This is a genomic window from Armatimonadota bacterium (genome assembly GCA_016223145.1).
Classification (GTDB): Bacteria; Armatimonadota; Fimbriimonadia; order Fimbriimonadales; family Fimbriimonadaceae; genus Nitrosymbiomonas.
Genome location: JACRPN010000004.1, coordinates 14,774 through 31,732, shown reverse-complemented (window position 1 = coordinate 31,732; position 16,959 = coordinate 14,774). Strand labels below are relative to the sequence as shown.

Annotated in this window: 13 protein-coding genes, 2 tRNA genes and 1 pseudogene; 9 read left to right on the top strand and 7 right to left on the bottom strand. The window is 61.4% G+C overall.

Going from position 1 to position 16,959, the window contains the following annotated elements:
• Positions 1-101: 101 nt before the first annotated feature.
• The 5 genes from HZC36_01435 to HZC36_01415 all read right to left on the bottom strand — a co-directional run bounded on the left by HZC36_01435 (position 102) and on the right by HZC36_01415 (position 5,874).
• Entirely contained in the window at positions 102-1,847 is a 1,746-nt protein-coding gene (locus HZC36_01435) for a tetratricopeptide repeat protein (protein ID MBI5705630.1), read from the bottom strand.
• Between the two features lie 244 nt (positions 1,848-2,091).
• Entirely contained in the window at positions 2,092-3,267 is a 1,176-nt protein-coding gene (locus HZC36_01430) for an ATP-grasp domain-containing protein (protein MBI5705629.1), read from the bottom strand.
• Entirely contained in the window at positions 3,264-4,145 is an 882-nt protein-coding gene (locus HZC36_01425; GenBank protein ID MBI5705628.1) for a hypothetical protein, read from the bottom strand. Before HZC36_01425 ends, HZC36_01430 begins: the two co-directional genes overlap by 4 nt.
• Entirely contained in the window at positions 4,146-4,910 is a 765-nt protein-coding gene (locus HZC36_01420) for an enoyl-ACP reductase (protein MBI5705627.1), read from the bottom strand.
• Positions 4,911-4,977: 67 nt separating this feature from the next.
• Positions 4,978-5,874: a dihydrodipicolinate synthase family protein gene (locus HZC36_01415; protein ID MBI5705626.1), complete on the bottom strand. Its 897-nt coding sequence runs from the start codon at positions 5,872-5,874 to the stop codon at positions 4,978-4,980.
• Positions 5,875-5,975: 101 nt separating this feature from the next.
• On the opposite strand from HZC36_01415, the gene HZC36_01410 reads away from it, so the two are divergent.
• The 4 genes and pseudogenes from HZC36_01410 (at position 5,976) to HZC36_01395 (ending at position 9,032) form a co-directional block, all read left to right on the top strand.
• Positions 5,976-6,812, top strand: a complete 837-nt coding sequence (locus tag HZC36_01410) for a sugar phosphate isomerase/epimerase (protein ID MBI5705625.1) — start codon at positions 5,976-5,978, stop codon at positions 6,810-6,812.
• Positions 6,813-6,966: 154 nt separating this feature from the next.
• Positions 6,967-7,359: pseudogene (locus HZC36_01405) on the top strand (four helix bundle protein).
• An 87-nt stretch (positions 7,360-7,446) separates the two neighbouring features.
• A complete protein-coding gene (locus tag HZC36_01400) occupies positions 7,447-8,535 on the top strand; it encodes a Gfo/Idh/MocA family oxidoreductase (protein ID MBI5705624.1) in 1,089 nt (362 codons plus the stop codon).
• A gap of 17 nt (positions 8,536-8,552) precedes the next feature.
• On the top strand, positions 8,553-9,032 hold the full coding sequence (locus HZC36_01395) for a nuclear transport factor 2 family protein (GenBank protein MBI5705623.1): 480 nt from the start codon (positions 8,553-8,555) through the stop codon (positions 9,030-9,032).
• A gap of 4 nt (positions 9,033-9,036) precedes the next feature.
• On the opposite strand, the gene HZC36_01390 is transcribed toward HZC36_01395, so the two are convergent.
• Positions 9,037-10,347, bottom strand: a complete 1,311-nt coding sequence (locus HZC36_01390; protein MBI5705622.1) for a GAF domain-containing sensor histidine kinase — start codon at positions 10,345-10,347, stop codon at positions 9,037-9,039.
• 46 nt (positions 10,348-10,393) lie between these two features.
• Positions 10,394-11,011 (bottom strand): hypothetical protein, encoded by a 618-nt coding sequence (locus HZC36_01385; protein ID MBI5705621.1) that lies wholly within the window; start codon positions 11,009-11,011, stop codon positions 10,394-10,396.
• Positions 11,012-11,208: 197 nt separating this feature from the next.
• On the opposite strand from HZC36_01385, the gene HZC36_01380 reads away from it, so the two are divergent.
• From HZC36_01380 to HZC36_01360, 5 genes are all read left to right on the top strand, one after another.
• Positions 11,209-11,284 (top strand) — tRNA-Asp (locus tag HZC36_01380).
• Between the two features lie 57 nt (positions 11,285-11,341).
• Positions 11,342-11,417 (top strand) — tRNA-Phe (locus tag HZC36_01375).
• Positions 11,418-11,442: 25 nt separating this feature from the next.
• Positions 11,443-12,492 (top strand): SLBB domain-containing protein, encoded by a 1,050-nt coding sequence (locus tag HZC36_01370; GenBank protein ID MBI5705620.1) that lies wholly within the window; start codon positions 11,443-11,445, stop codon positions 12,490-12,492.
• A complete protein-coding gene (locus tag HZC36_01365) occupies positions 12,489-13,232 on the top strand; it encodes a hypothetical protein (GenBank protein MBI5705619.1) in 744 nt (247 codons plus the stop codon). Before HZC36_01370 ends, HZC36_01365 begins: the two co-directional genes overlap by 4 nt.
• A 246-nt stretch (positions 13,233-13,478) precedes the next feature.
• Positions 13,479-16,955, top strand: coding sequence for a hypothetical protein (locus tag HZC36_01360; protein ID MBI5705618.1), 3,477 nt, complete (start codon positions 13,479-13,481; stop codon positions 16,953-16,955).
• Positions 16,956-16,959 lie beyond the last annotated feature (4 nt).

Genomic DNA, 16,959 nt, shown 5'->3' with positions numbered 1-16,959 from the left:
GCTCCGACTTCCCGGACCATCCGGGAATTTCGTTGCATTCTGCACAGCGACCGTCAAGGGATCGTCAATAATCCCGAAACCGAATATCGGGGCTTCGTGGTTTACTTTTGCGGACTTAAGTCCGCAACAAGGGAATCGGCTTCCTGGGGCAGCGAATGTCCGAGCGCGCCGATCGCCTGAAGGGACGTCATGGATAGGCCCATCAGAAGGTCCCGAGCTCGTGACGCCAGGTTGAAAGCCTGGTCCCGTCGACCCCTTGCGAGAGCTAGCCGAGCCATCAACAGCATTACGCTTGCCTCGCCGTCCGCCGACTGGTTCTGCAGAAAGATCCTTAGGCTTCTGCCAAGCGCCTTTTGTGCCTCGTCGAATTCGCCCAAGAAGAGGGCAGCGTTTCCGATTCCTCGAAGAGAAGTTGCGACGCCAACCGCATCGCTTAGGCCCTCGCGAATCTCCAGAGCTGCCTTGTGATGAGTGATCGCCTGGTCGAACTTCCCGCGACGGCACAATAGATCGCCATAGTAGGTCAGCGCAACGGCAAGGCGGAAAGGCAGTGCGGCTCGCTTCAAGGCCCTGATGCAGGATTCGTATCCGGCGAGAGCAGCTTCCTCTGCGCCGGCTTCCTCCAAAATTCGAAACAGCCAAGTGCGGGTGGCGAGGGCTTGAGCGGCCACTCTGCCTTCGAGGAGCCTTAGGCCTTTCTGGGCCAAGGCGGACCCCCTGGCGGTATTGCCTTGCCGAAGGCAGATCAGAGCCTGAAATCCGATGGCCTTGGCCTGCATATCGACATCCAATTGCTGTTCTGCGAGCCTGGCTCCTTCCTTGGCATATTGATCCGCCAAGCCATAGCGCTCATCACAGAGCGCGATGTTCGACGCAACATCGTAGGCTTCGATTGCGATGGAAGGGAAGCGCCCGGCCTTTGCCAAGCGGAGCGCCCGCTGGGCGGACTCGGCCGCTAAGGTCGGGCGCAAAGCAAGGAGTGCGATCCGAGACCTCAAGATGTGCGTGCGAATCTGGTGGTGAAGGTCCAACCCTTGGCTCGGCAGCTCATTGAGGGCAGCGCTGGCATCAAAAAGCTGGCCCTGTGCTTGAAGCAGCATGGCAATGCTGAGCCATGCAAGGGGGCGGTGAGGGGCCTCTGGATCGTTCGTCGCTCCTTGAAGAACGGATCTTGCCACCGCGATCCCGCCTTCGATCTGGCCTGCTTCGACCCAATAGGGAACGAGCGTCAACGAAAGCTCCGCCGCCTCGCGGGGCTTGCCCCGAGCGAGGAGCAGCTCAATCGCCTCGGCGCACGGGCAGCCTTGCGCTTGCGCCGAACTCGCCGAGGACGCATGCTCCGGCTCATGGGCAAACGCAATGGGTGCGATTTCGGGGACCTCGATGCCGAGTTCCGAATGAAGGAGCGCCTCGAATTCCCGTCGCTCGCGCAGAGCGTCCACGTCGCGGCCGAGCAGTCTTAAGGCACGGACCTTAAGGTTTCGTGGTGCTTCCAAGTAGGGGTCGAGGGCAATGGCTCTGCAGGCGTAAACCAAGGAGAGTTCGGCGTCATCGTTAAGCCAACTCTCGCCGACGAGCAAGATCGCCTGTATGGCAGCCTGTCCGCAGCGAATCCGATAGGGGAGCAGCCATTCTTCTTCCTGGCCCTCCAGCAGTTCGCCGCGAGCCAGGTCCGCAGCGGTTCTCGCTGCTGCGAGCTTCTCATGCGGCCCAAGAAGCGCGTCCTCCATCTTTAGGACCTTTTGGATGTCCGACTGGACCAATTCGGTGAGGCCGATCGCGCCTCTGTCCGCATGAATGGCCCGGCTCCCCACGAGCTTGCGGACGCTAAGGAGAGCTTGACGCAAGTTGTGAAGTGCGTCTGCAGATGAATGGTCGGGCCAGAAATGCGTGCAAATCCTGGCCCTCGTGACGGGTTCGTTGTGGCAGGCCAAGAGCGCCAATAGCCCGGGCACATGCTTGGAGCCAAATTGAGTGACGGACCGATTGCCGATTCGCACGTCTGGCGTGCCCAGCAATCTGAGTTCGATTTTTTCGTCAGGTAGACGGCTTAGGTTCCGGGCCTTCACAGGAAGCTCTCTATCTCGGTCTCTATTCCAAAGGATGTCGGTCGTTTTGGGTACGCGTCCAAGCGGCGTAAAACCGTTCGCGCGCTGCCTTGGCTCGGGCCACGCAGTTGTCACCGACAGCGTTAAGGTGTCCCATCTTGCGGCCCGGACGCGACTCGGCCTTGCCGTACCAGTGGACAAAGACGCTCGGGTCCTCAAGCGCGGCCCGAAGACCCGTTCGGTGGTCGCCGGCGCCAGGCTGTCCCAGGAGGTTCGCCATGCAGCAGTCGTCGCCGGCGTCGGTTGCGGGGGGCAGGCCCATCACTAGCCGAACGTGCTGCTCGAATTGGCTCACGCCGCCCCAGTCCAGGGTGTAGTGGCCAGAGTTGTGGGGCCTTGGGGCGAGCTCATTAACGAGCACCGAGCCATCCTCCATCTCGAACATCTCGACTCCAAACAGGCCGATTTTGCCTACGGCTCGCGCCGCCGCCATCGCCACCTTGGTGGCGTCGGTGTCCGAAGGGTAAACGAGGTCGCAGACGTGGTCTTTCTGCTCGGTGACCATCGTTGGGAAACTCCCGTCACCATGCGGCGACAGGAACACCATCTGAGCCAATTCCCGCTTGAACGGCACGTAAGCCTCTGCCAGCCAGCCGCCCGCGCCCCAAAGGTCGCGATAGCCCTCGAACTCCTCCGCGCTCCGGGCATAGCGGGTTCCTTTGCCGTCATAACCGCCGAATCTGGCCTTGAGCACGCAGGGAAACCCAAGTTCCTCCGCGACGCCGACGCCGCTCTGTGGAATGGCCATTGCGTGGGGTGAGGCGACCCCGGCCTTCTCCAAGGCCCTCCGCTGGAGGAGCTTGTCCTGAATCGTGGCGAGCGCGTCGATGTTTGGGACCAGCATGTCCAGGGGCTTCCGAATGCTCTCGAATGCTTCGCGGATCGTCGAAGCCGGGATGAACTCGTTCTCCAGTGTGACGTGCCTGGAACGGCCGACGAGAAGCCCAACCTGGGCTGGGTCCGCGAGCTTTCCGACCAAGGCTGGCGCGACCCCCGAAGCCGGAGTGATCTCACCGGGATCCAGGCTGATGCAAGTGAGCCCCATGCGTTGGGCTGCTTGGATGCTCATGCGGGCCAGTTGGCCTCCACCCAAAAAGCCAATGTCGTAATCTTTGAGGAAGGCGACCTTCGCGCCTCTAGAATTAGCGTCTTCGATCAAGAATCGTCCTCCTCGACGATCTGCTCCCTCCGGATGGCCAAGTGGGTGGCATGTTCCATGTCCCAGGGCCGGATCGGGCCGACGAGTTCGGCGTGGGTCATGGCCATCTCGTGCACGAACGAGCGCTCTATGAAGAACTCCACGATTGGGTCGATCGGCGTGTTGCTTGGGTTGGCCAGTCGCAGGCAGATCTGGACGGAGTCCATGCTCGACGCCTCGCAGGCGAGCCCGGACACGTCCTGGAATCTGGGGTCTCCCATACTTCGCGCATCGGCCATTTCACGCACCAGCTCCTCCGCCAAGTGCTTTGCATCGGGACGAAACGTGATTGCTAGCTCGATCTGGAAGCTGCTTCTCCCCAGGAGGGTCGCTCCCAGGTAGTGGTGGGCAGCGGTTGGCCCGAAATCGGGCCGAAGCTCCCGATCCAGGAGCCCTCCGAACCCGCCCTCGGCGAGCGCACCGATCTCGCCCCTTTCGCGGCTCCGCTCCGAAAGCTCAAACAGGAACACGGGCAGGCTGTATCCCTCCGAAAGCTTGTTGCCCAAGCTGGCGACTGCCGCCTCGACGTCGGCGTCGGCAGGGAGCGAACCCGACTCTCTCAGCGGCACGATCCGGCACTGATCCAGCCCGCCGGTGCGCGGGTAGGAGCCCAGGTGCCGTTGCAGGTTGATCGCTGGAAGGGCAAGCTCGGCCAAAGTTAGCAGGGCGCCTTCCACCGCCTCAAAGGGGCCGCTGAAAGCTGTGGTCGTTCGATTGTGGTCGAGGTTTGACCCGCAATAATGGACGTCCACGCCGCTTGAATCTAGTGCTTCGCGAAACGCGCGGAGCAGCGCCCGATCCCTTCCAAACGACCAATGCGGAACGGCGAGGACCCGCATTTACATTCCGGCGATGTTATAGCCGCTGTCAATGTAGAGGATCTGCCCGGTGACGCCCCGGCTCAGGTCGCTGATGAGATAGACGCCGGCAGCGCCGGCCTCTTCCTGCCCATACGGGCGCTTGAGCGGGGCCTTGTCATGGACGTAGCCGATCATGTCGGTGAGGCCCCTTACGCCTCGTGCTGCCACGGTGTTGATCGGCCCCGGCGAAAGGGTGTTCACACGAATGCCTCGCACGCCAAGGTCCACGGCAAGGTAGCGGACGGAGGCTTCGAGCGCGGCCTTGGCGACTCCCATCACGTTGTAGTTGCCGACGGCGCGCTGACTGCCCAGGTAGCTGATGGTCGCCACGCAGCCGTCGTCGTTCAAGATCGGCTCCAGCGCCCGGCACATCCGCACCAACGAGTAGCACGAGACGTCCAGGGCAAGCTGGAACCCGTCGCGCGAGGTGTCGATAAACCGCCCGACCATGTCCTCCTTGTTGGCGAAGGCTGCGGAGTGGACGAAAAAGTCGATCGTGCCAAACTTTGCCTTGACGGCCTCCACCAGCGCCTCGATCTGGTCTTCGTAGGAGAAATCCACCGTAAAGAGAGACATCCGGTCGCGGCCCTCGATCAGCGGCGACACGCGCTCCACCATGCGCTCGCTCTGCGCTCCGACCCCCACTTCAGCGCCATGCTCGGCGGCTTGCCTGGCGATGGCCCAGCCGATGCTCTTGTCGTTGGTGACGTTGAGGACCAACCCTTTCTTGCCTGTGAGAAGCATGGGGTGATTATGACGGAGAGGCGGTCCCCAAGGGCGGAGTGATCAAAAGGGCCGGCTCTTCGACGATCTAAACACCCATAGGCAGACCTGTATGTTCTTCGATGAGCTTTCTGAGCTCGTCTGTCCTCGCTGAGTCGGCCTCCACGAGTGGCCGCCGGACGCGCGCCGTCGGCAGCACTCCCCAAGTGTTGAGAATCGCCTTGTGGCTGGCGGGCTGAAGGCTCTTGCGGATCGCCTCGATCAGCGGAAGAACCAGGGTGAACTTAGCCTCGGCAGACTCTTTTCGACCGGCCAGATAATCCTGAACGAGCGCAGAGATCGGCAAGGCCAGAACGTTCGAAGCCCCGCTGATCGTCCCGGACCAACCAGTCTCCAGAGCTTCATAGAGTAGCGTCTCGTCGCCGACAAATAGGCGTTGATCCTCCCTCGTCATGGCAGTGTGATATCCGGCGAGATTCTCTCGCTCGCCGCTCGAATCCTTCGCGCCTGCCATCCGCTCGTGGCGCGCAAGTTCTGCCATCAGGCCGTGCGAGATGGCCATTCCGGCCCGCTTTGGGAAGTTGTAGACGATGACGGGCAAGGGGGATGCGTCGAGCAGCTCCAGGAACCAATCCCGGACCCCCATTTCTGAGGCTTCACGAAAGTAGAACGGCGGCATGACCAGAGCGCCGACGGCGCCGGCATCAGCCGCCCTTCGGCAGAGCCACTTCGCCTCTTCGACGCTGGGAGTGGCAATGCCGAGGATCAGGTCGAGCTTGCCTCGCATCGGCATGGCCCTTTCCATCAGATCGCGTTTTTCGGTTGCTGAGAGGGAAGGGCCCTCGCCGTTTGTGCCCGCGAGCACGGCGCCCGTGCATCCAGAGCTCTCGAACCAGGCGAGCAGCTTGGCGACGCCCGCCCAATCGATGCGCCCTTTTTCGTCGAGCGGGGTTACGGCGGCGGGATAGGTGCCGGGCTGAATCATGTTGCGATTATGTCGGAGCCGCGCAGGCAGGGATGCCTGCGGTCCGGGGTGCAGCCAAGGATGGCTGCACTCCTGACCGGGGCGAAGGTAGCCTTGCGGCCATGGCGCAACGGTTCCCAACCTCTGGCTTTGCGGACGAGATCAGCCCTGATCTCGATGTGCAGCTTTCCACGCTCAAGCGGCTTGGTATCGGCGGCATCGACGTGCGGGGCCTGGACGGGCTGAACGTCTTGCAGCTTTCTCCGCAGCGGCTGTCGGAATTGCGCGAGGCGGCTGAATCGCAGAACATCGCCATCCAGTGCGTGGGGTCGCCGGTCAACAAGGTCCTTGTTTCGTCCGAGAACCGGAAAAACGAGCTTGAGAAGCTGGCGCAGTCCGTTGAGGCCGCCAAGGTGCTCGGCACGAAGCGGATTCGGATTTTCACGCCTGAGACAGGTGCCGGAGACGATGACGACGCGAACTGGCCCGAGGTGCGTTCCTGGATGAAGGAGATGGTGGATCTGGCTCAGGCCAACGATCTGATCCTGATCCACGAGAACGACGCGCGGTTTTTTGGGGCCTATCCCAACAACTGCCGACGCCTGCTCGAGGAGTTCTCAGGACCCAACTTTCGGGCCGTTTTTGACTTCTCAAACGCCGTCCTGATCGGCTATCGGCCTTTTCCACACTGGTTTCCTTGGGTCTTGCCGCACCTCGATACACTCCACATCAAGGACTCCGTGGAGGCCACCGGGGCCATCGTGCCAAGCGGCGAAGGGGATGGGCAGATGGTCGAGACAATGCGCTGGCTGATCGCGAAGGGATGGCGCGGCACGCTGACGCTCGAACCGCACCTCAGCGCCAAGGGACCGTTCGGCGGCTTTTCCGGCCCGCAGCTCTTCGAATCCGCGGTCAACGCCCTGCGAAAGACCGTGGCCGAAGCTGGAGGAGTCTGCTGAACTTTGTCGAAGTGGGAGGAGTGCGGGCTTCAGCAGAAGTGAAGGGATGAAGTGATGAAGGGATGAGGAGCGATCGGACTTGAGAGCGGGAGAACGACGGGCGTCCTACGGGTTATTCGAATCTGAACCTGGACGGAGTGCTCTCGCGACAGAAGTGCTCGAAGTTAAGGAAGGAGGCTTGGTCAAGAGCCATCGCGATCTTCGAGTCTATCAAGAAGCGTTCAAACTCGCGTCCGTGATCTTCGGGGCCACAAAGCTATTTCCGCCGGAATAGCGATATTCACTTACAGATCAAGTGAGGAGATCTTCGAGGTCTGTAACTGCGGCAATCGCCGAGGCATGGAGGAAGAGACGCTACCAGGCTGCCTTCGTAAGCAAACTCAATGAAGCGGAAGCCGAGGCGGCTGAGACCCAGTCTTGGCTTGAGCACGCTGAGGCGTGCGGATACATGGGTGCTGAGCAGAGCAACGCTATGATCGAACGATATGAGGGCCTAATCGGGGCGCTCGTGCTGATGGCCAAACGGGCAGAGGACTGGACAAGATGAAAGACTTCGCCGCAGCGAAATCTCCTCATCGCTTCATCTCCTTTTCTCTTCACTCGTTCCCTCCAAAACCACTACGGACATAGTTCAATGAAGAAGAAAGTACAGTTCGGCGTCGTCGGATGCGGTGTCATCCACGGGATGCACTGCGATGCCATCGCAAACATCGAGGGAGCAGAGCTTGTCGGTGTCTGCGACATCATCAAGGACAAGGCCAAAGCGGCCGGAAAGAAGTACGGTGTGCCCTCTTTCACGACCCTCAGCGGGCTATTGCCCAAGGTCGACGCCATCACTGTCTGCGTGCCCAGCGGGCTCCACCACAAGATCGGCATCAAGGCGGCTCAGGCCGGAAAGCACGTGCTCACCGAAAAGCCCATCGACGTCACCTATAAGCAGGCGAAGGCTCTTATCGACACCTGCAAAGCCTCGAAGGTCAAGCTCGGCGTCATCAGCCAACACAGGTTCGCCCAGGACATCCGCGCGCTTCGTGAGGCCGCCCAAGGCGGGAAGCTGGGCAAGCTGATCATGGGCGACGCCTACATCAAGTGGTATCGGACCCAGGCCTACTACGACTCAGGCGATTGGCGGGGCACCTGGAAGCTGGATGGCGGCGGATGCCTGATGAACCAGGGCGTCCACTACATCGATATGCTCCAGTGGATCATGGGCGGGGTGCAGTCGGTCCAGGCGGTGACCCGAACGGCGGTCCACGACATCGAAGTCGAGGACCTCGCCTATGCCTTGGTCGAGTACAAGAACGGCGCGGTCGGCCTCATCCACGGCTCGACCAGCACCTATCCAGGGTTCAGCGAGCGCCTTGAGGTGCACGGCCAATTCGGCTCGGCGATCATCGAAGGCGACCGGTTCAAGGTCCTCAAGGTGGACCCCGAAGCGCCAAAAGACACCAGCCCCTACGGTGGCGGCGTCACCCAGCAGCCAACCCCCAAGATCGACGTCCACGAGGAGAAGGCCGAGGGGGCGACCGGCGCCTCCGATCCATCGGCGCTCTGGTCGGAGCAACATAGGCTCCAGATCGAGGACTTCACACGGGCGATCCAGGAGAACCGGGACCCCTATATCACCGGCGACCTGGCGATCGAGCCGCTCAAGGTGATTCTCGCCATTTACAAGAGCGCCAAGTCCGGTGGAAGGCGGGTCGAGATCGACTCGATCAGGTGATCTGCTATCCTCACGGCATGAGGTACGCCCGCGCCGTCGCCCTTCTTCTCGCCCTTTCCGTGTGCTGTGCGGCGATTGCAGATATCAAGGCCGAACTGCAAAAGGAATACACAGCAATTTCAAAGGCTTTCAAGGCCAACGACGTCAATGGCGCGATGAAATGCATGGCAGCTGACTTCAAGGTCTTCTTGCCCGACGGAAAGTCCGCCGACCGCAGGGCCGTTGCGGCGAACTTCCAGCAGCAGATGAAAATGATGAGCAACGCGGTCTGGGAGCGCAAGGTCAAGGAGGTCCGGCCGCAAGGGAAGAACTCGGTAGCTATCGTGGACGGCTTCATCAAGGCCGACGTGAAAGACCCTCAGGGAAAGGTCCACAAGTTCGAGATGAGGTCCACCGTCGAAGATCTTTGGGCCAAGACGCCGAAGGGTTGGAGCCTGCTTCTCTCGCGGGTCACCAAGAGGGAGTCCAAGTTGGACGGCAAGGTAACGGGCCGGTAGTTCTTCACCCCTGCCTGTGCGGCAGCGCCACCCTAAAGGTGGACCCCGTTCCCGGTTCGCTCTCGATCTCAAGCTGGGCGTCGTGGGTCGCCGCAAGCTCTTTGACGATGCGCATTCCCCAGCCCGATCCGCTCGCCTTGGCCCACTCGCTGCGCGCATTGCCGCTCAGGATTCGCTCGATGACCTCGCGCGTCATGCCGGGACCGGTGTCGTGAACCTCGATCACGTGCTTTCCTCCGGCAAATCGGTAGCGGATCACGACCTCGCCAAGGACCGCATCCTCCTCCCCGTCCACCGTCTCTCGCCAATCCTCGGGCGCCGTTTCACGGACCGCTTTGATGGCGTTTCCGACCAAGTTCTGCACCATTCGGAACACGAATAGGTCGTCGTGCAAGGTGGCCGGGCCATCCTTCTCGATGTCGTAGCGCAACGCAACCCCGTTCTTGTGTCCCTCGGCTTCCAGATAAGCCGCGCTGGTTTGGATTGTGTTCCCGAGCGGCGCGAACTTGAAGTTTGGTCTGAGCTCTTTGCCCGCCGAGAGGTCGGAGATCAGGTGCGAGTAACCCACGATCCGGTCCACCGACTCTTTGAGCTCCTCGAGCATGGACTGAAGGGATTCGACGTAGAGCTGGGAACCCTCTTCAGCGTTCGAATCCTTCAGTTGCGTTTTCAACCCGTCCATCGCCAGCTCTGAGAACGAGATGTTCGCGTAGAGGCTGGCCGCGAGGTTCCCGATGTCGTGGCTGACCTTGCCCATTCCGAGCAGAGTCGAGGCGCGGGTGGCTTCGTCGGTCAGCCGCGAATTGAGAATCGCCATGGTAGAGACCGCCGCGACGGTGTCGAGCACGGCGGCATCGGTCTCCGAGAAGCAGCCCTCGACCTTGTTCACGAGCTGGACCACGCCGATCGGCTCCTCGCCTTCCATGTTAAGCGGCGCGGTGATCATGGATTTGGTCACGATGCCCACCGCAGCCTCGATCTCGCCGGTCTCGCCCGCCCGCTGCTGAGTGAGCTCGGTGATCTCAATTTTGCGGCTCTGAAACACCTTCCCCGCGACGCCAAAGTCGTCCGGGATGTCTTTGAATGGCAGCCTTTCGCGCACCGCCTCGGGCAAGACGTGCCGGAAGACCAGCCGGCGGTTGCGCTCGTCGTGGATGTACATGGTGCCGCCCGAAGCGCCCACCGCGGTCACGCAAATGGCGAGCACGTCTTGAAGCAGCGCGTCTATGTTTCCGCTGGAGGCAAGCCTACGCGTCGCTTGCTCTACCGAGCGGATCATCCTTTCATGCGCATCAAGATTGGCGGCCAAATCCATGTGGAGCAAAGTCTACTATTTTGGCTGGGGTCGCGCGCAACGCAGGCTAAAGAACACCCCTCATGGCAAGATACGAGCGCATTTGCGCTGCGGTGTCATCGTTAGGGTCGATGATGCAGGCGTTCCACCCGCAACTCGCTGCCGCGGCGATGTAATCGGGGTGGTCCTCGAAGTAATAGTGGTCCACTGGCGCGAGACCGCGCATCGCCTCGAACCGGCGATAGATCTCCGGGTTCGGCTTGGCAAGCCGAACCTGGTGCGAGGCCAAGGGCAACGCCAGGCCCGAGATCGCGGGGTAGGTCCCCGAACCGTGAAGTACCGGCCAATGAAGCTCGTTGGTGTTGGATAAGCACCCGCAAGTGACCCCAGCGGCGCTGAGCTCGGATGCCAGTTGGGCCGTACCGGCGTAAGCCTCCGCCAGCATTCCGTTGTGAACGGCAATGGCGTCTTCGGCAGATGCCCCACCAAGAAATGCCTGGAGTTCCGTCACGTAGTTGGAGGTCTCGACGAGCCCCTCCTGATAGGGGTCGAGGAGCCCAAACGCGCCGTTTTTCAGCTTGGCGACATCCTGCGGGAGATCGACGCCGACGGCCTCCGCGCATTCGCCCCAGGTCTGGCGAATGCGGACCAACACGCCGCCGATATCGAAAACTACGCAGGGCATCGCACGATCATACCGGCACGGGCTCAAGACGAAGCTTTGCCATTCTGTGCTTGATGCCTCCGCCTCTTCCGAGGTGGAGGCTTCGACAGCGGCTCTTCAAGTTCTAAGCCTCCACCTCGGAAGAGGCGGAGGCATCAAGTTGTGGCCGACCCTCCCTTGCTTTTTGGGCCGCGAGAGTTCATAATTCAAGCCCGCGCGGGGGTGTAGCTCAGCGGTTAGAGCGCCGGCCTGTCACGCCGGAGGTCGCGGGTTCAAATCCCGTCATCCTCGCCATCCCCGTTCATTTGGGGTGCAGCGGAGCCTTCAAGGTTCCGAAAACAGAGACCAAGCGCCGCGGTAGCTCAGTTGGTAGAGCAAAGGACTGAAAATCCTTGGGTCGCCGGTTCGAGTCCGGCCTGCGGCACCATCTTCTCATCCATAATCCCGTCATCGTGCGGATGCGGCTCTTTGCTACTCTCGGTTTCCTGCTGCTTGCCGTGCTGGCGGTATGCCAAGAGCGTCCTCTCGAATACCGAGACGTAGTCCGCGTTGAGTGTTCTGAGAGCGTGGACCTGCTGGGCACATTCGAAGTGAGTCGGGACGGCTACGTCGTTTTGCCGATCCTCGGTTCCGTTTCTGTGGTTGGGCTCTCTCTTCAAGACGCCGCGGCGCGGATACGAACACTCCTCGACGGTTCCGGCATGCGCTTAGCCGGCAGTCTTCGGGTGACCCGGTGCGCCTCTCCGCGCCGCCCGATTGAGTTCACGGGGTCGGTGGCGCTATCGGGTTCGCTGCCGGCCGGCAAAGAGTGGCGGCTCTCCGATGTGGTGGCACTGGCGAAGCCACACGAGGCCACCGACATGCAGTCCATACAAATCGTCGACTCTCTTGGCAAATCGCAAACGGTGGGTTACGCTCTTGAAACCAAGGGAACCGAGAGGGACGTGAGGCTCAAGCCGGGCGACCGCGTGATCTTCAAACCCGCCGTGATCCCGGATTTGGTGAGCGTATTGGGCTCCGTCGCTTCCCCGGGAACGGTGCCGTTCAAAGAGGGCATGACCGTTCGTGATGCCATCGCCGCCGCAGGCGGGATGCTGCGCGACGCCAACCCTGAAATGGTGCGGCTTGAGCGCAAGCAGGTGGTGGTGGACACGGTCAACGTTGGCCTTTCATACGACGCGAAGGTTCAGCGTGGCGACGTGGTTCGGGTGCCTAAGCAGACGGTGGTGCCGACCGTGGTGGTCAGCGGCGCTGTGATTCGCCCGGGCCCGGTGGCGCTCGGCGAGCAGATGACGCTTACGGTGGCCCTACGTGGCGCTGGAGGCATCTCACCGGCGGCCAAGCCCGACGTGGTGATTCTGGTTCGGCGGGTGGACGGCAAGGCCGTTCGCTCAACCCACTCATTGGAGAAGATTCGGCGGGGCCAGGCTGCCGATCCGATTTTGGAGCCCGGCGACGTGATCGAAGTGCCGTTTCGGAACGCCAAAGGCGGCCTGCATTGAAGGTCCGCTGGGACCCGGCAAAGGGCGCGCGTGAGCCCCTCGCCGCTCTCGACCGAGTTCCTTTGGAGGAATCCGGCGAGCCGTTGGTCTCGCTCCTTGAGGGTGCGCCTACCGCCATCATCGCCCGCGACACCGTGATCCCCTACCTCCGGCGGACCGCCGCCGAGATGCTCGAGCGCGCAGCTCGATCCTTGCCCAAGGGCTATGTGATCGGGGTCACCGATGCTTGGCGGCCGTTCGAGCGCCAGAAGCGCATCTATGAGTTCATGCTCCGATGCGCCCGCGAAGCCTATCCAGACCGTCCCGATGCAGCGCTGAGACGGACGGTCAACCGGGTGGTGCACGCCTACGACCGCAAAGCGCCACCGGGGCATTGCACCGGTGCCGCCGTCGACGTGAACCTGCTGGACTTGAATGGGAACACTTTGGACGTCTCTGCGCCTTTTGACCGTTTTGCGGCTTCGAGAACCTACACCCTTGGGCTCGACCGCCAGGCGCAGGAGCGGCGGACGATCCTGGTGGAGGCGATGCTGGGCGCCGGATTCTCCAACTGCCGCGACGAATGGTGGCACTACAGCTATGGCGACGCCGCGTGGGCCGTTAGGCTTGCGCAGCCGGTCTGTTTCTATGGCGTCATTGGGCTGGATCCGAAGCTCTATGTGGAGCAAGAAGCCAAAAGTGAGGAGATGTTCAAGACCCGTGAAAACCCGTTCTTGCCCGATCCTGTCAAAATTGCTTGAAAAGGAACGAAACTTTGCTTGACTTTCGTAGTTAAGACTATCAAGAGGGCCGTTCGAAGAAGGCTCGGATGGCCAGGGAGGCGCATGGAGGCGCGATCCGCTGACAAACCACAAGAAGGCAATTTAGGGTCGAGGTTCCCGCGAACCAGGACCGAAGGCCTATACTTTACGCGTTTGTTTGGCAAATTGTGGCTTCCAGGTATGCGTTTCCCAGGTTAGGCGATCTACAATACAAGTAGGCCGAATATGCGTCGGACTTGGAAAGCATTGGCGATGGGAGTTTTGGGGGCGTTGCCGCTGGCGGCAACGGCTCAAACACCCTTTGACGCCACACAGACGCTTCCCCAGGCCGACAAGCCCACCATCGGCGGCACACCCACGATCGACTACATCCGGCTCTCCGGCGATCGGCCGGGCGTCCCCTTGCGCTTTGGCGGCGTGGTTCCTGGTTCTGAGCGCGTCGAGCTCGACGGCAGGGTGCTGACACGCAACGTCGATTACCGCCTCGATTACGGCTCGGGCATCCTTTACGTGGCCACTCCGGTCAAGCCCGGCCAGGCGCTGACGGTTTCCTATCGATACGACAAGTCGAAGGAGACGGCATCGGCGAACTCCTTTGGCGGCGCTGGATCGTTCAAGTTCGAACTGGTGCCCTCGGCGCTGAAGATGGTGGTCGGCTTAGGCGTAGCGGAGCGTGTCGGCTCCCAGGTTCTCAATTCGAACCTCTTCGGCTGGAACAACAGCTTCAAGCTTGCGGGCGGCAATCTGCAGGGCCTGTACCTCTTCGGCGACCGCCAGCTTCAGCAGGCCCAGTCGGCCTACGAATTCGCGGCGGCCGGTCCGAAGCAGGACACCGGCAAGTCGCACTTCACGCTGCAGAACTTCTCCACGAAGGTTAACGGCGGTGAGATCACCGCGAGCTACCAGGACATCAGCAAGAACTTCGCCGGCTTTGGCGCCGCGCAGGATTCGGGAATCGCCGCGGCGCAGGTTCAGCAGCTTCAAAAGGAAAAGGGGCTCACTCGCACCAGCCTGAACATGACGAACGTTGGGGTCGGCGATCTCAAGCTGTCCAATTCGTTCAAGACCGTCAACGACGAGGGCGCGGGCATCACCTGGCGCAACATGGGCGTTGGGTTCGGCGGTTTCGGGTTCACGTGGGGCTCACAGGCGGTCGACAAGAACTTCAAGCGATTCAACGACCTCGCTGAAGGCGATCGCGGCCAGCTTGCCAAAGAGGTGGGAATGTCCCGCAACTGGTATGGCATGAGCTATGCCGGAAAGGGCTTCAAAGCGACCCTCGACGAGAGCAAGGTGCTCGACCCCAACGATCACGGGGTCATGCAGCGCAAGTTCGCGCTGGATTCCTCGATGCTTAAGCTCAACGCGAGCTGGCAGGATGTCGATTCGGCATTCAGCCGCGTGGGCAGCCTCCCCGACGCCGAGCGCAACCGGCTGACGCGTGAGATCGGCACCGAGCGGTCGGCTTTCGACCTGACTTCTAACGCGCTCAAGCTTGGCGGCGAACCGATCAAGGTTTCTCAATCCACCCTAGGCAACGACAAAGGCGAGTTCAAGGCCGAGGACGTTGCTCTCGGCGGGAAGACTTGGAAGCTTGATTACAGCGCCCGTGGCGCCAGCAAGAACTTCTCCAACTGGGGCGCGATGCAGGACGCCGAGCGGATGGAACACATCAATGCCATCGCCCGAATGTATCAGCCGGGTGGGTTCGGCATCGGCGGCCAGGAAGTCGGCAAGTTCTTTGGGAGCTCGGGCGTGGAGCGGAGCCTCACGCGGCTCGCGCTCTCTCCGATCAAGGGGCTGACCTCCTCCTTCGACCTTCTGAGCATCGAGAGCGCCGCCGGCTCGGCCGAGGTGCAGACCGTCAACATGAGCGCGAAGGGCTTTGCCCTGGCGTTCCGGGGCCAGTCGATGTCCGACAAGTTCGACACGCTGGCGTCGCTCATGGACTTTGAGCGGGCGCGCCTGGGCACAATCGTCGGCCTCGACAAGCGGGACCTCTCGGCCACCTTCCAATTGCCAAAAGGCGGCAAGCTGGCGCTCTCGACCATGGACGCCGAAAGCCCCATCGGAGACGCCTCGCGTCAATCGCTGAGCCTGCAATCGGGCAAGCTGGAAGTCACGGCAAACCAGCGCAATGTGGACTCCGGCTTCACCGGGATTGGACAACTGGTGGACCCCGAGCGCGACCTGCTCGGCAGCCTGCGCGGCTTCAACGAGCGAGACGTCAAGGCGTCTTGGCAGCTTCTGCCAAACCTGAAGCTCGAAGCGCTTTCGTTCGACGCTTTCAACGACGTCCTCGACCAGTCGCGCAACCAGCAGCGAGTGGGGCTCAACTTCACGCCGGCCAAGGGTACCGACGTCGGGATGACGAGCTACCGCGCGAAGAACGACGACCTCACGGGTTTGCTGTTTGCGAACGCCCTTGATCAGCTTTCCATCTCGCGCAGCCTCGGCAAGTTCGGCTCCATCAAGTACTTCAAGGAATCGAACGTGTTCGACGGCACGCTCGCTGCCAACCCGGACTCGGAGACCGAGCGCTTCACTTACGAGACCAAGCTCAACGCCAAGACCTCCTACAAGACCGAGCAGACCCGCACCAACTACGACGACGGCGGCATGCAGAACGTCAGCGAGCACACGGTGAGCACCGAGCTCTCCAAGCGCACGGGCATCAGCGTCAGCAACATCGAAATCGACCGCAAGGGTGAAACCAACGATCAGCGTAAGAGCATCTATGGGTTCTGGTACGACTTCGGCAACGGCCTGAAGCTCATGTATGGCATGAACCGACAAGAGACCAACGGCAAGGGAACCGAGGTCACCAACATGAGCCTGACTCCCGGCTCGATCGGCAACGTCTCGATCGGACAGTCCGGCTACGTCGAGACGCAGACCGACGACGTGAACACCCGCTCGCAGGGCAACGTTCAGCTTCAGACGAACAAGCCATTCAAGCTTGGGTTCTTCTCTGACCTCAAGCTGAACGCCGCCATGGATACCTTGGCCGACCGAAACAAGTGGCAGAAACAAAACCGTGACTTCTCGCTGACGGGCAAGGTGGGTTCCAACTCGTTCCTCTATGGCTACAAGAGCCAGATCCACACGAACGGTTACCACGCAATCGACCGCTCGTTCGCGTTTGTGACGGACCAGGATCCCAAGCGCTCGATTGTTGCGAGCCTTCAATACAAGTTGCGCACGCTGCCTTGGGACGAGCAGATCATGATCCGCAACTACAGCGTCACGCTGAGGCCGTTCAAGGACGTCGAGCTCTCGAACCAGATGCTGACGAACCCAACCGTGGACCGCCCCGATCAGCTCCTTGGATCCGTGGTCCAAGCTTCGCGGATGAACCGTTGGAAGCTCGATTTCAAGGGCAAGGGCGACGTGCGGTTTGGCGGGCAGTGGGACGAGATCATGGACAAGGCTCGGCCGCGCTCCCGAACGGGTGGCGTGAACGTGACCCTGTTCGCGAACAACCCGTCGCCCCTCAAGTTGTTCTATGGCATCGAGCAAGCGGACGACGCTCAGGGCAATCGCAAGAACGCCAGCCGCTACTACCTGCAGTTCGACCAGAAGCCCGGCCCGAACCAGCTCTTCAGCGTGTTCGTTGGCAACGTCAACTACGACTGGGCAGTCACCAACGGCAAAAAGGGCGACAACTGGACGGTCCGCCTGGACTGGCAGTTCCGATACTGATACG

Bases quoted from the DNA above. Each gene is read 5' to 3' on its own strand.
- HZC36_01410 (MBI5705625.1), top strand. From the start codon at position 5,976: ATGGCGCAACGGTTCCCAACCTCTGGCTTTGCGGACGAGATCAGCCCT.
- HZC36_01425 (MBI5705628.1), bottom strand. From the start codon at position 4,145: ATGCGGGTCCTCGCCGTTCCGCATTGGTCGTTTGGAAGGGATCGGGCG.
- HZC36_01400 (MBI5705624.1), top strand. From the start codon at position 7,447: ATGAAGAAGAAAGTACAGTTCGGCGTCGTCGGATGCGGTGTCATCCAC.
- HZC36_01385 (MBI5705621.1), bottom strand. From the start codon at position 11,011: ATGCCCTGCGTAGTTTTCGATATCGGCGGCGTGTTGGTCCGCATTCGC.
- HZC36_01395 (MBI5705623.1), top strand. From the start codon at position 8,553: ATGAGGTACGCCCGCGCCGTCGCCCTTCTTCTCGCCCTTTCCGTGTGC.
- HZC36_01390 (MBI5705622.1), bottom strand. From the start codon at position 10,347: ATGGATTTGGCCGCCAATCTTGATGCGCATGAAAGGATGATCCGCTCG.
- HZC36_01360 (MBI5705618.1), top strand. From the start codon at position 13,479: ATGCGTCGGACTTGGAAAGCATTGGCGATGGGAGTTTTGGGGGCGTTG.
- HZC36_01420 (MBI5705627.1), bottom strand. From the start codon at position 4,910: ATGCTTCTCACAGGCAAGAAAGGGTTGGTCCTCAACGTCACCAACGAC.
- HZC36_01415 (MBI5705626.1), bottom strand. From the start codon at position 5,874: ATGATTCAGCCCGGCACCTATCCCGCCGCCGTAACCCCGCTCGACGAA.